The organism is Brevibacillus reuszeri, assembly GCF_001187725.1.
Lineage (GTDB): Bacteria > Bacillota > Bacilli > Brevibacillales > Brevibacillaceae > Brevibacillus > Brevibacillus reuszeri.
The window spans coordinates 2,114,335-2,128,393 of sequence record NZ_LGIQ01000009.1 but is presented as its reverse complement, the minus strand read 5'-3'; the positions used below and the strand labels follow the sequence as shown (position 1 = coordinate 2,128,393).

Annotated in this window: 11 protein-coding genes and 1 riboswitch; of the genes, 1 reads left to right on the top strand and 10 read right to left on the bottom strand. The window is 45.7% G+C overall.

What is annotated here, in order from left to right; all coding sequences use genetic code 11:
• Positions 1–143 precede the first annotated feature (143 nt).
• From ADS79_RS24330 to ADS79_RS24285, 10 genes are all read right to left on the bottom strand, one after another.
• Positions 144–515 (bottom strand): hypothetical protein, encoded by a 372-nt coding sequence (locus ADS79_RS24330; protein WP_049740923.1) that lies wholly within the window; start codon positions 513–515, stop codon positions 144–146.
• 69 nt (positions 516–584) lie between these two features.
• Positions 585–1,292, bottom strand: a complete 708-nt coding sequence (locus ADS79_RS24325; RefSeq protein ID WP_049740922.1) for a response regulator — start codon at positions 1,290–1,292, stop codon at positions 585–587.
• A gap of 32 nt (positions 1,293–1,324) precedes the next feature.
• Positions 1,325–2,467: a sensor histidine kinase gene (locus ADS79_RS24320; RefSeq protein WP_049740921.1), complete on the bottom strand. Its 1,143-nt coding sequence runs from the start codon at positions 2,465–2,467 to the stop codon at positions 1,325–1,327.
• Positions 2,464–3,480 (bottom strand): polysaccharide deacetylase family protein, encoded by a 1,017-nt coding sequence (locus ADS79_RS24315; RefSeq protein WP_049740920.1) that lies wholly within the window; start codon positions 3,478–3,480, stop codon positions 2,464–2,466. Before ADS79_RS24315 ends, ADS79_RS24320 begins: the two co-directional genes overlap by 4 nt.
• Positions 3,481–3,649: 169 nt before the next feature.
• Positions 3,650–4,855: a methionine adenosyltransferase gene (metK, locus tag ADS79_RS24310; RefSeq protein WP_174769593.1), complete on the bottom strand. Its 1,206-nt coding sequence runs from the start codon at positions 4,853–4,855 to the stop codon at positions 3,650–3,652.
• Positions 4,856–4,996: 141 nt separating this feature from the next.
• Positions 4,997–5,097: riboswitch (SAM riboswitch) on the bottom strand.
• A 131-nt stretch (positions 5,098–5,228) separates the two neighbouring features.
• Complete coding sequence (locus tag ADS79_RS24305; protein ID WP_049740918.1) at positions 5,229–7,796, bottom strand: S8 family serine peptidase; 2,568 nt, start codon at positions 7,794–7,796, stop codon at positions 5,229–5,231.
• Positions 7,797–7,977: 181 nt separating this feature from the next.
• Positions 7,978–8,973, bottom strand: coding sequence for an SLAP domain-containing protein (locus ADS79_RS24300; RefSeq protein WP_049740917.1), 996 nt, complete (start codon positions 8,971–8,973; stop codon positions 7,978–7,980).
• Between the two features lie 40 nt (positions 8,974–9,013).
• Entirely contained in the window at positions 9,014–9,976 is a 963-nt protein-coding gene (locus ADS79_RS24295; RefSeq protein ID WP_049740916.1) for an SLAP domain-containing protein, read from the bottom strand.
• 90 nt (positions 9,977–10,066) lie between these two features.
• Positions 10,067–11,011: an accessory Sec system S-layer assembly protein gene (locus ADS79_RS24290; protein WP_049740915.1), complete on the bottom strand. Its 945-nt coding sequence runs from the start codon at positions 11,009–11,011 to the stop codon at positions 10,067–10,069.
• A gap of 570 nt (positions 11,012–11,581) precedes the next feature.
• The gene (locus ADS79_RS24285) at positions 11,582–11,944 is read right to left on the bottom strand and encodes a response regulator (RefSeq protein WP_049740914.1); all 363 of its coding nucleotides are present in this window, start codon (positions 11,942–11,944) and stop codon (positions 11,582–11,584) included.
• A gap of 410 nt (positions 11,945–12,354) precedes the next feature.
• On the opposite strand from ADS79_RS24285, the gene ADS79_RS24280 reads away from it, so the two are divergent.
• Positions 12,355–13,944: a hypothetical protein gene (locus tag ADS79_RS24280; protein WP_049740913.1), complete on the top strand. Its 1,590-nt coding sequence runs from the start codon at positions 12,355–12,357 to the stop codon at positions 13,942–13,944.
• Positions 13,945–14,059 lie beyond the last annotated feature (115 nt).

Below are 14,059 nucleotides of genomic sequence, written 5' to 3'. Positions count from 1 at the left end.
AACAAAGAAGATTTCAATATGTATGAATCTAAAATTCAGAAAATATTTTCCACTTAGAAAATTCAGCTCTGACAATTTTTTTATCCGCATGTAAGCATCCATCGCTCAATGTGTCGAATTTGCTCGCAAAAAAATAAGGAACGCTAGAAGCGCTCCTTATGATTCATGCTGCGTAAATCAATCGTAACAATTGTTCCTGATCCCACTGCGTCTTGCCAGTCAAACAATTGACAATGCGGATAGCGGTTCAAGACTGTAGATATGTGGGGCGTATCATCTACGGACCCTTCATCTATCAACGTAATACGAATGGGCTTGCCACTCCAGTAAGAGCGAAACAACAGCTTCCGAACGACTTGTTCCAGCACCTGCTCTGAATCGCGCAGCAGCAGCCTGTAATGTACAGACGGCAGCTCGGCAATCCCGGTCATCTGCTGAATCCAGCGTTCAGCTATCATCACTAATAAAGAGGAGCAGCCAAATGCCGCCAGTAGCCATACAACCAGTTCTTCCATCACGGTCATACCTCCTCCATTAACAAGGTATGCCGGATGGCTTGAACAAGGTCACTTTTTGACAACTGCCTACAGTTTTACCCAACCGTTTTTAATCGAAATAACAACTGCTTGTGTGCGGTCTTGCACGCTCAACTTTTGCAAAATGCTGCTGACATGGTTTTTAACGGTCTTTTCACTAATAAACAAAAACTCACCAATCGCACGGTTACTCTTTCCTTCTGCCATCAGCTGCAGCACTTCTCGCTCACGGCGAGTCAAAGATTCGATCACTTTTGGATCAATCGTTTGTGAATCATCTACAGAAAAGCTGCGTTCTGTCGATCCCTCTTGCTCACTCAAGCGACGGAATTCCTCGATCAGCTTGCCCGTCACCTTGGGATGTATGTATGCGCCACCACATGCAACTACACGAACGGCATCCACCAGGTCACTCGTTCCCATTTCCTTGAGCAAGTAACCGGATGCACCGGATCGCAGTGTACGATAAACGTAGCCTTCATCGTCATGAATCGACAGCATGATGACACGAGTAGTTGGACTCACGCTAATGACGCTCTCAGCAGCGGAAACCCCATTGATATTCGGCATATTGATGTCCATAAGCAGAACATCCGGCTTGTGCTCCTCGGCGAGCAATGCTGCCTCTCCACCATCGGAACCTTCTCCAACGACCTTGAAGTCATCTTCCATCTCCAGGATACGTTTTACGCCCTCACGGAATAATTGATGGTCGTCTACAATTACGATACGGAGCTCTTGCTGTCTTTTATCCATGGTTCATCCCCCTGTGTACATTCTGTGTGATTTTACATTTTCAGTGGTATTTGGAATATCACTCTCGTTCCTTCACCTGGTGCCGATTGCAATTCTACAGAGCCCTCCAGTAACTGAACGCGCTCCCTCATGCCGAGCAATCCAAATGAATTTCCATTGGCCATCCGTTTTTCCAGATCAAAGCCAACACCGTCATCTTTGACTACGAGACTCAGTGATTCCTGTAAAAACTCTAGCTTCACTTGCACAGTAGTTGCCTCAGCATGCTTTTCCACATTATTCAGGCACTCTTGTACTAATCGGAAAATCGCGGCTTTTACTGAACTGCGCAAAGGAGGCTCTATACCAAATATTACCAGATCAATAGAAGAAGCGATACGCTCTTCGCATGTACGAATATATTTTTGCAGGGTCGGTACCAACCCCAGATCATCCAAGGCCATCGGACGCAAATCGAAAATAATTCTTCTGACATCGCCCAGGCTCATGCGGACCATTTCCTTCAGTTCATGCAGCTCCATCTGCGCTTCCAAAATCCGCTCGTTCTTGAGCATTTTTTCGACAATTTCCGACCTCAAAACGACATTTGCCATCGACTGTGCCGGTCCATCATGGATCTCTCGCGCTACACGCTTGCGCTCTTCTTCCTGCGCCTGGATGACTTTTAGCCCCATGAGCTGGTGCTGCTTCGCCGACTCCAATGCCTCTCCGATTTTGCTCAAGTCCCCTGTTAGGTAACCAAGTACGACTCCCATTTGAGAAACTAGCTTCTCAGCTCGGACGATCGTTTCCTCCAGCGTTCGCAATTGACGCTCCAAATCATTACGTCTTCGCTTTAGATTATTTTCGCGCTCTCGGTAAATAGAGAGCTCCACTTGGATGCGGCTCGCCTCTTCATATGCGATCCGAATGTCTTCCTCGGTGTACATATGAAAATTACGACTCACCAATACGAGCCTGTTCCGTGATTTTTGGTACGCAAGCTCCAATGCATCTACCTTCTGAATGACCTTGGAAATTTCCTGTCGCAGCTCGTGCAAATCAAGCTTCAGCGAGTTGCCTTGTTGTCTTGCGTTTTCAGCTATATCAAATATTTGGGTTTTGCTTGTCTCAACCGTTTCGATCGTCCGCTTGATTACCCCATCGAGCACGCTGATGTCTATGGCTTTGTTCATGATTGCTCTCCTTCAAACTCATTTTTCGCTTTCGTGAACAGCTGATGGAGGCTGGTCTCATCCACATCTCGTAACCCGACGCCATTTCTCGGGATGGCAAACGGATTCGTTCCACGTTTTACTAGCCCTGGTGTAGTAGTAAATACATACTTGTAACCGGCTTGTCGTGCCGTCTCCAGCACGATGCTGTTGGTATAACCAAACGGCAGGGAGATTGCGTTTACGTCGTGACCAATCCAAGATCCAAGACCTACTCGTGACATCACGAAATCAACATAGAGCCGATTTCTATACTCCCCTTCGCCTTCCAAACGGTCCAGATCCTTTAAATAGACCGGTGCCGTCCCTGGTCCAAGGTCTCCCCATTCATTACGCTCCTCATCTTCATGCAGGCTGTACGTATGAGAAGCAACATCAACCAGTCCAGAGGCTATCATTTCTTTTACCTGTTGACGAGATAATGGTGTCGTCATGTTTTCGCGCTTTCGCTCTGCTACATCTCGTATCCTGCCTGCAATGGCAAAGTTGACGGATGGATACCCATATTCACGCATAATCGGGAACGCTTCTGTATAGTAGCTTTCATATCCGTCATCAAATGTAATGAATACCGCATTCTCCGTGGGCAAGGTACCTGTGTCAACAAATTGCGTAAACTCTGCAAGTGTGATCGGATGTAGATCATTGTCATGTAAAAACGCCATGTGCCGAGCAAACAGTTCTGGCGATATGACGTATTTCTGATCCTTTTGATCAGTTACATGATGATAATTTAAAACGACAACCTGATTGTTGTACCACTTTTTTTGAATTACGGTTGCTTTTTGGATTGCCGTGACGTTTGGCTCAGCATTCTGTGCATCACTTATGTAGTTAGACGTATCAACTTGGGGAAAAGGTTGCACTTTTTGCGCATTCTTTTTTACCAAATCCGATTCACCAAGTAATCCACCAGCCACAATAAGAAACAAAAAGGTAACAAACACGATCAGGAAGAGCCTTCTATTTCGCAAAAAACCCCTCCTCACTTCCCATTTTATGAGATTCGACATAACCCTACAAAATCCTTTGTCCGCGCGTCCCCAATAACTCCCAACGCCGGACGCGCACTATGCAGCCACGCTGACGATTTTCACAACAAAAAGAGCCTAGTAACAGTACTAGGCTCTTTCTTTACCGTTCTTATTTTGCAAGTTGTGCTGCTTCTTGCTTCAGTACTTCCGCTTTGTCTGTTTGCTCCCAAGGAACATTCAGGTCATTACGTCCGAAGTGGCCATAAGCAGCTGTTTGTTTGTAAATTGGACGACGCAGGTCGAGCTCTTTAATGATACCAGCTGGACGAAGGTCGAAGTTTTTGCGAACCAGTTTCACCAGATCTTCTTCGGAAATGGTTCCTGTACCAAATGTATCTACAGCGATGGAAACAGGCTGTGCTACACCAATTGCGTAAGCTACTTGAACCTCGCACTTGTCAGCCAATCCTGCTGCTACGATGTTTTTTGCTACATAACGAGCAGCGTATGCACCGGAACGGTCTACTTTGGTTGGATCTTTTCCGGAGAAAGCACCGCCGCCATGACGAGCATAACCGCCGTAGGTATCTACGATGATTTTGCGACCAGTCAAGCCAGCATCCCCTTGTGGTCCGCCAATTACGAAACGGCCAGTTGGGTTGATGAAGTATTTGGTTTCTGCATCCAGAAGTTCAGCAGGAACGACTGGCCCTACTACGTGCTCAACCAAATCTTTTTGGATTTGCTCCAGCGTTGTTTCTGGAGCATGTTGCGTAGAAATAACGATGGTATCGATACGAACAGGCTTGTCTCCATCGTACTCAACCGTTACTTGTGTTTTACCATCTGGGCGCAGGTAAGCCAGAGTGCCGTTTTTGCGCACTTCAGTCAGACGGCGAGCCAGTTGGTGGGACATGCTGATTGGCAGTGGCATCAGCTCAGGTGTTTCGTTGCAAGCAAAGCCAAACATCAGACCTTGGTCACCAGCACCGATTGCTTCGATTTCAGCGTCAGTCATTTTGCCTTCGCGCGCTTCCAGAGCTTGGTCAACACCAAGAGCGATATCAGCAGATTGTTCGCCGATCGCAGTGATTACACCGCAAGTATCTGCGTCAAAACCAAACTTGGCACGATCATAACCAATTTCACGGATGGTTTCACGAACCAGTTTTTGAATATCAACGTAGGTGTTTGTGGTGATTTCACCAGCTACGAGCACCAATCCAGTTGTTACAGATGTTTCGCATGCTACACGAGCATTTGGATCTTTAGACAGAATCGCATCGAGGATAGAGTCAGAGACTTGGTCACAAATCTTATCCGGATGCCCTTCAGTTACGGATTCAGATGTAAAGAGACGACGACCTTTTTGCAAAGCCATGAGAAAAATACCTCCTTTGACCTCATACAAATAGTGTGGTAGCCGAGACAGGATTTTATCGACGTAAACGCAATAAAAAAAACCTTTTCCGAGTTTTTGGAGGAAAAGGTTTGAGCGCTTTTTGCTTCCTTCATCCTCTTATCGGCCAGAACAGATGTCCGTTCTGCTGGTTAGCACCGCTCTAGTCGGTTGCCGGGTTTCATCGGGCCAGTCCCTCCGCCTGCTCTGGATAAGAGTATCCATTACGGAATATAGAATAATTGTTTTTTTCTATGGTGTCAATAGACACATTTTACAAAGCATGCATTTCCAGTACAAACAATAAGATCAGTTCCTTCATACCTTCTGCATTCGCATGCTCTTGCTGTTATAATTTGTACGCTTTGGAAAGCAAGACAACCACTTCAGCTCGCGTGGCGATACCCTGCGGTTTGAACGTCGATCCGTATCCGTTCACCCATTTTCGCGCTGTAAGAGCCTCGATCGCTGACGAAGCCCAGTGGCTGGTCGGCACATCCCGATAGGAGGACGTACTTCGGCTATACAGCATAAGCTTTTGGGCCCGGGCAATCATAGCCGCCATTTCTGCGCGGGAAATCGCTTGGTCAGGCCTCATGCGATTGTTCGGGTATCCCTTCAAGATGCCTTGCTGATAAGCCAGTCCCAAATTGTTATACGCCCAGTGACTTTTTGGCATGTCACTGAAAGCTGCGTTCCCTCTGTATGTGCTGCCTACAGATTGTCCACTTGCTCTCATCGCCTGAATGAGCATCGTCGCAAATTGCGCGCGAGTCACAGCCTGATTTGGCTTGAATGTAGCATCATCGAAGCCTTTGACAATTCCTCTACCACTCAGCTTCACGATCTCCGGGCGCGCCCAGTGATCGGAAATATCGCGATATCCTGCGACAAGCACCTGCTGGTTCACAGTCAAGCGATACAAATCGTATTGGAAGGGAGTACCACTATTCAAACGGATATAGTACTTACCTGGCTGCAAGCGCAAACCAACGATTTCTCTGCCCTGATCGGACAGCTCAGCCACTTCGTTTGTACTGGCCATCGCATAATCGAGGTTTTTCTCACTGTAGAGAGCAAGTCTTACTCCACTTGAAACCGGAACAAATGGCGCTCTAATGCTGACGTATGATTCTGCATTGACCCTAAATTGGAACCAGTCTGAATCTGTTGCCGTTGGAAAATTCCCTGTCATCAAGGTTCCACCTGCAAGCGGTGATGCCTGAAGATACGTATCATTCGGTTCATTCGTATCTTTCTTGATCGGGGTAAAACCCAAGTCCAGGCGGTACTCACCATTCACTGCATTTTGCTCATACTCACTGATGCGAATCAAATACTTGCCAGGAGACACGTCTTTTCTCACATGCTCTGTTGGATTATCACGAGTTCCATTGTCATAGGGAGCGTCCCAGACCGTATTTTTCCCCTGAGTTTGCTTGCCGATCGCCAAAACAATGTCCATCCGCTTGTTATCAGGAGTCACTGTTACGTCCATTTGACCGTATTCACGAACGTAGTACGAGAACCAATCCTGATCCCCTTCATAATGGAAGTTCCCAATGACACTGATTTGATTTCCTACGAGTGGTCTTGCTGTTGCTTCCGTATCATTTGGTTCATTGCGATCCGGGTTGATACTGAACCTGCTGGTCAAGACATACGTAAACGTATTGACTCCAGCTGTACGCACGATCTTTATATACATGCGTCCAGCTTTAGCCGGAACTGTGACTGTATCCCCATTACCGAAATACTCCGTAACAGGTTGCCGATTATCCGTGTAAAAAGTGGCTGCCATCGCTGAGCTTACACTCGAAGTAATGGACGAAGTAAAGTTCACTTTTCCATCATAGGGAATATCCATCCGGAACCAGTCAACCGTATTATTCGGCCCGAGCGTTGCTCTTATTTGTGACTCGATAGGAAAAGCTGCTGCAGTAGACTTGGAATCATTTGCCCCATAAAAGTCCAAGGACATCGGTGTGCGAACCGCTTTGTTCACATCCAGCAAGCCATACCCGGTTGTTCGGTTCCACCCCATCCCCCCAATAGCCGTAGCCGTCTGATAGAGCTGCATTCTTACATCCAAAGGAGTCATTTTTGGATTGCGTGCAAGAATAAGAGCAGCAGCACCTGCCACCTGAGGAGCAGCCGCTGAGGTTCCACTAAATGGACCATATACCCCACCGAGCTTGGTCGTATACACATTGAAACCAGGAGCCACGATATTCAGCTCGGGTCCAGTATTGGATTCATGGAGTGGCTGGTTATTGTTTCTTACTGCACCTACGGCTATAACCGTTGGATAAGCCGCTGGAAAAGCCACGCGATCTGCTTCATTCCCGCTTGCCGCAACGATGATTGCGCCATTTTTTTCAGCACGATTAACAGCGGTAACAAGCGCCCTGGAGTAGGACATGCTGCTCACTGACATGACGATGATTTTAGCCCCTTGATCCAGAGCTGTGTTAATTCCTTTTGCAATCAAGTCGACGTCAGCCACACCTTTTTTATCGAGCACCTTGATTGGTAAAATACGGGCATTCCATAGTACGCCCGCTACTCCTATGCCATTATTCCCTTTGGCTGCGAGGATACCTGCGACTGCCGTTCCATGCCCATTGTCATCCTGTGCACTTCTCCCCGGCGTGACCAAATTGATCCCAGGCAAAAGGTTGTCTTTCAAATCAGGATGATTGTAATCAGCTCCTGAATCAAGAACCGCAATGACAATGGATTCGTTGCTGTTTACCACCGACCAGGCCTTGTCTGCGTTGATTTGACTCAAATGGATTTGATTCCCCAGGTACGGATCGTTCGCCTTTCCCGAAGCAGCGAAAATAGGCTGAACGTTGGTGACCGTCATCGTTATGACCAAGACGATTGCAAAAATGACCTGTATCGTTTTCCTCATTTAAAAACAGTCCTTCCTTCTCTCTCCTGCTTTGACGCGCAGTCTAAAGGAATTCAGGTAGTATCGTTCCTATTTAGCATAGCGGATGTCATAGGCGACATGCAACCCCGACTATCCATTTTTTGGAATACTCTGATTGTAGAAAAACCCTTTTCACCTGTGGCAAAAAGGGTTCCTTAGATTACTGCAGCAATCCTTTGTTATCATCCATTTCCGGAACGACGAATGTTTCCGCTTTTTTTCTTGGTTGTGCTTTTGGGATATAAGCAGTCAACTCTGCTACATCTACCCCTTGCTGCTTCATCGAAGAAGACGGAATGTCGAATGCCCATACCCGCTGACTATTCGCCTCTACCTTCATATTTTGCAGGGTATAACTCACCCGTGCAACGGTTTCCCCTGCCTTATCATGCACAATAATCGGTACTTCTGTAAACTCCAGACGTTTTTCCAAGCCATTGCGGAATACAACAACGACTTTCAAACCGTTGTCTACACCTTTGCTGATATCGAGCACTTGCAGGTCAACCTCACCCGTTTTTACAGGTGTCTCTTCCGCTGCTTTCTTCATGTAGTGATCCGTCTCGGAGGAAGACAACCCTACATTCAGCTCATGGTTTTTCTCGGCTTGGTTTGTCTCCGGCTTTTTGTAGGTCAAAGTCAGAGGTACCTCTTTTTCCGGAATAAAGCTAAACTCATCCCAGCGGAACATAAACTCTACCGGTCGGCTAGTCATATCTCCAACTGGACCCGTAGCAAGCAGATCAAATGTCTTCTGTGCAACTTCTACCCCATCTGTCGTTACGAGGGTCAAAGGAAGCTTTTGCAACAATACATTGCGGTCCGTTGCATTCCGGATAAAGGTAAGAACCAAATATCCGTCATTGGTCGTTTGTGTATAGAAAGGAAAAACGCCTAGTTCATCACGAACAACAGAAGGAAGCTCGTCATGCACGTATTGCAGCAGCTCCTGCTCAGCTTCTTCCAATTGATTGTCCCATGGGCCGTTCAAGAGTAAAAACAGCTCTTTGGATTCAACACGGTTCGCGGACTGCTCAGGATGATCAATTCCGGATAACCCCAAATAAACCTCTTTATGCAAATGCTCGTGAATATCTTCTCTCACCTGTTCCAAGCTTTCTTTGGAACCAAACCAATTCTCCAGTAACCAGCTCATATGTCAACCTCCTCATTCCTGCGACAAAAAAGTAAACCGTTTATTCTACTTCAAGAACCCATCTACGCAGGTTAGCATCTGGCTTTTTGACTACGTTTGGCGGGAATACAACCAGCCAAGGGCGGCTGTGGCCTGCCTTCACACGAATCTTGCTCGTGTCCATGGTACCTTGTGCCACTACATCTCCATCAGCATCCGAAATCTTAACCTTCAATTTGTCTGGTCGATACTCCGAAGTCATACCATTTCTGAACAGCATGGCAGCTACTACATGGCCTTCTTTCGTTTTACCGATGTCAAAGCCAGTAATTTCTACAGTATGAATCGGAATCACCGGCAATGAAAACGCCAATTTTTCCAGCTTTTCTTTTTGACGATCGGTCATGCGCTTCTCCATCTCTGGATCAAGCTCAAGAGTGGATGGCCATACATGTGTGCTGTTCCCTGCTTTCATCACTACTTTCCAACGGCTGAAGGAGAAGTTGTCATGCAGGTAGCTTTCTTCCGGGAACAGTATCTCCCATGGGCGGCTTGTATGTGCTGGAATTGGACCTATATCAGAGAGGTCTACTCTCATCCGTGCAAAAGGCTCGTCATCCAGATAGATCGCCAGACGAATATTTTTGATCCGCACAGTACGATCTGTTGAGTTCCGGAAAAACATGGCCACTACGAGGCCATTTGGGTTCGGAACCATACTAAATCCAGTCACGCTGACCAAGCCTCTCACCATATCAGGCAATTCAGCTTGCAAAAAGCGAAGCGTGTATATCTTCTCAGCGTCCAGCTCTTGCTCCCACATCGGGTGCAGGGACAGCTCTGTATGAATCAAGTTGCCAGAATTCGTATTTTGAGGGGCAGATTCCGCCTCTTCTATTTCTACTTCACTTTCCTTCAGTTCAGTAGCCTCAATTTTTGATTCTTCCTGAATTTCTTTTTTTAACTCTTCGTTGGAACGATCTTTTGGATCTTTCCCGAAAAAATTCTTCATAAAAGAAAACATGGGTTACCTCCTTCACCGTCCGAGCACGAACGAAGCTTCTTCATCAATCTTTAAGATGTATTTCTGCACGAGCAAATCGACCTTTCAAGTCTAAGAGCCTTGAGGCAATCCTACTTTCCAACCTGAAAAATCCGGTTCTGCTTTTTGGATCATCTCCGGCGGATAAATAAACATCCACGGCTTGCTTGTGTTTGCATTGACAGTAAGGTTCAGTTGAAACGCACCTTCTGCAACCTTGTCACCGGTCGCGTCATAAAGGGCGAGAGGAAGCTGTTCAAATGAAAGGGATTGAGCAGAACCATTGCGAATCAAAAGCATCACATGAATCGCACCATCCTCAGCTCGGTGCAGTTGCATACTTTGAAAATTGACTTCTCCCTCTTTTAATGCCGGCAGATTCTTTGCCAGCTCAATCAGAGAATTTTTCTGTTCATCAGTCAGCGCTTTAATCCAGGACTCTTCCAGCTCCAGCTGTGATGGAAGTACCATTTTTTTCTGCGCCAGCTCAAAGGCAATTTTCCAGTTTGTCAGTAATATATCAAGTTGTAAAAAATGCTCCCGAGCAAATACAAACGACCACGGTCTTGCAGAACGCGGCGGAATTTCCCCTACCTCGCCCAAATCAAAGGTTTGGCGGGTGAACAGCTGTTGATCCCCGAACAATACCACCAGTGTCATCTCTCTCAAAAGTATAGGGCGATCTGTACTGTTTCGTACAAACGCCGTCACTTCTACACCTGCATCATGTGGAACGATGGACGTACCAGCCAGAGAGATATTCCCTGCTTCCAGTGGAGCAAGCTCCTGGGCCATAAAGGAGAGCGCATATTGCTCCTGCTGGCTGAGCTTTGCCTTCCAAGATGAATGCAAGGAAAGAGTAGTCACGATTCCAGTAGATCCCGCATTTTTTTCCTGCTTTTCCTGATGTGACTGTTCGGTATCAGAAGCGGACAAAATGGACTCCTCCTGAACCTGTTCACGCACCTCTTGCGTTGTCGGTGTTTTCCCCGTTATTTTCTTCAAGAAGGATAACATAGTCTCGCTCCCCACTTTTCTCTACATCTATATATAGAGTTCTGTTCGTCATTCACTATAGCATAGTGACATCCTTTTGCAACATAGAAAACTTGGCATTCTCCGCTCATAATCAAGCTTTATCAAGGAGTCACCAAGGCACAGATAAAACGGAAACAAAGGATGTGTAATATTTGTTAGGATACCTGTATGCCTATTCAATGTCAAGGAATGGCAGGCAGTGTGCAATTTCCGTTTTACATATCAAACCTTTATTGGTAAAATAATCCATGTCTAAACAAATATCTTGGGGATTTACCTATTTGTCGGCTGACGCGTTCAGCCGACTTTTTTTGTTCAGACAATACATTCAGTTGCATTATTCTCCCTTTAAAACAAATCCCTTCATTATATAGACGCTTTTTTGAACGAAATGTTTCGTATAAGATCGCGAGAAGTCACAAAAAAAGCCTCCAGGCTACGAACCGAAAGGCAGAGCTATTTCAAGCTATGTCATTTACGTCTTACACTGCATGCGGATTTTATTTAAGCTGATTGATTCTTTTCCTTATATCCAGTCCTCTGTCTCCTCTATATCGCTAATACTTTCATGATGGAGTCTTTTACTCGTTCACTAAGAAAGGGTTTTACAAGAAAGTCTTTGGCCCCTGCCTGAAGTGCATTCACCACCATCACTTGTTGACCCATCGCCGAACACATGATTACTTTTGCTTTGGGGTCATAAGCCCGTATTTCTTTTAATGCAGTGATTCCATCCATACCTGGCAACGTAATGTCCATCGTAACGAGATCAGGTTTGAACTGCTTGTAGAGCATCACTGCCTCTTCCCCGTTTTTCGCTTCCGCTACAACGTCACAACCAGTTTTTAATATCGTGTCCTTTAATATCCCTCGCATAAATGCCGCGTCATCTACAATCATTATTCGTTTCATAGGCTTGGCTATACCCTTTCTGTCATGACAAATTTTTTCTCTACCACGGTCTTTTCCTGACATTGTAGCAAATCGGCGATTGAAAAAACCCTAACTAAAGAAAGGTTTTTTCCTAAATCCATTCTAATAAAATGACTACATCACTTCCAAATTGCAGGGTTTTCCATTACTTAGTAAATAGCATCAACCATATTCCTTTTTTCTACAAATGAAAGAGTAACAGAATAACAAAAAAACCAGAATACAAGTAAGTTTCTGGAATTGATGAACGATTTGAAATTCTTGTAAGGGTTAGTGCTATTACCCTTACTAGCGTTGAAGTTACTCTGGCAGCACCTGTTGCTAATGTAACTGCTGACAAATTCAACGTTACTCTTGGCGAAGAAGCTGTAGCTATTTCTGGTGTTCAATTGAAGGCTGGCACTGAAAAAACATATGTACTGAGCGTTTCTTTAGATGGAAAATCCGGAAGCCTGAAAGTAAACGATGTTGAGAGTGTAGCATTTGATTTCTCCGCAAATGGTCTTGCTAACGCAATTGCTGCAGTAAAAGCAGCTAACTCCTCTAACATCGTCGCAGCTCTTGAAGCTCCTGTTCTGGGACTGAAAGCTATCGACTCCACTTTGGCTGCTGAATACGTTACAGAGATCGGCAAGAGCTTCGTTTCTAGCCGCGAACTGATCCAAGCAGCTGTAGATCGTGTTAACGCGGCTGCTGGAACTGCTATTGGCGAAAAAATCGCTGCTGTAAAATCTGCTAATGGTCCAGTAGCTCTCTTGGATGCATTGGAAAAATTGGGCGTACAACGTGTTATCGGCCTTGCTCATGACGGTGGCAATGCTGTAATTGAAGGTACACCAAGCCTGGCTGCTAAATACCACACAGCTATCGCTTCCCAAACTATTGCAACAAAAACAGACGTACAAGCTATCATTGACACTGTAAACGGTGCTGAGGTAACAAAATTGGTTGTAGCAGCAGAAGCAGCAGTTACAACTGATAGCGTTACAGCTGCTGCATCCCTGCTCGCAGCTTATGACAACGGAATCGCTGATGATAAAGTAGAAGTTGATCTGGGCAAACGCCTGGATGTAGTGACTGCACTGGTTGCAGTTAATGCAGCTCCAGATGCAGCTGGTCTTTTGACAGCTATCAAATCTGCTGACCTCGCACTGGTTGAAGTTGTAGATGCTAACGCTGATGCTTACAAAGCTCAAGTAGATGCACAAGCAGAAGGCTTTAAATTCGCAACTGTAGCTCAACTGCAAAGCTTTGTGAAACAAGTCAATGCGACTGTAAATACATCCGCTATTGATGCAGTAAACAAAGCAGTTGATGCTCCTGCATTGCTCACAGCTTTGAAATCTTCTGTACTTGGCCTGAAAAAGGTTGCAGATGCTAACGAAGCAGCTTACTTTGCCGCTCTGACAGGTAAAACTTTCACAACGGTAACTGAGATCCAAGCTTTTGTTGATGGCGTAAACAAAGCACAAAGCGAAGCAGCTTTGGTTGCTGCAATCAACACTGCTACAAAATCCAACATCGAAGAAGCTGTTACAAGCTTTGTAGCAACTTTCGCTAACGATGCTTATATCAACGTTGGTAGCAAAAAACGCGCAGAAGTAATCTCTACTTTCTGGGTTAACCACGGCGAAGGCAGAAGCGAAGCATTCACATCTGCCGCTGAAGTATCTGCTGCTCTGACTGCTGCTGTATCTGAGTACGAAGGATACATCAACGGAATTAACAGCGCGAAAAACATCACTGAAATGCGCGCAGCGTTCGATGTTTTCATCGACGATCTGGAAGCAGCTTACGGTGATGAAGTAACTACTAAAGTAGAAGAACTGCAAAATACTTCTGTATATGCAAACGGTTCTTTCACAATTGAAGCTGCTACATCCATCTTTGAAGCACTTCAAGTAAAACGCTCCGATGCTGATACAACAAATGATGACTTCGCTACTGTTGCTGAAGCATTGGCAACACTCTCTAAGTAAGTTTACTACCTAAACGTATGACACGAGGGAGCCTGATAACTCCCTCCTAACCATCACCTAGACGACAAACATCGAGATTCCTCTTTGTTTGTCGTCTATTTTTTTATGTCCAGGA

Bases quoted from the DNA above. Each gene is read 5' to 3' on its own strand.
- ADS79_RS24320 (WP_049740921.1), bottom strand. From the start codon at position 2,467: ATGAACAAAGCCATAGACATCAGCGTGCTCGATGGGGTAATCAAGCGG.
- ADS79_RS24295 (WP_049740916.1), bottom strand. From the start codon at position 9,976: ATGTTTTCTTTTATGAAGAATTTTTTCGGGAAAGATCCAAAAGATCGT.
- ADS79_RS24285 (WP_049740914.1), bottom strand. From the start codon at position 11,944: ATGAAACGAATAATGATTGTAGATGACGCGGCATTTATGCGAGGGATA.
- ADS79_RS24300 (WP_049740917.1), bottom strand. From the start codon at position 8,973: ATGAGCTGGTTACTGGAGAATTGGTTTGGTTCCAAAGAAAGCTTGGAA.
- ADS79_RS24330 (WP_049740923.1), bottom strand. From the start codon at position 515: ATGGAAGAACTGGTTGTATGGCTACTGGCGGCATTTGGCTGCTCCTCT.
- ADS79_RS24305 (WP_049740918.1), bottom strand. From the start codon at position 7,796: ATGAGGAAAACGATACAGGTCATTTTTGCAATCGTCTTGGTCATAACG.
- ADS79_RS24290 (WP_049740915.1), bottom strand. From the start codon at position 11,011: ATGTTATCCTTCTTGAAGAAAATAACGGGGAAAACACCGACAACGCAA.
- ADS79_RS24325 (WP_049740922.1), bottom strand. From the start codon at position 1,292: ATGGATAAAAGACAGCAAGAGCTCCGTATCGTAATTGTAGACGACCAT.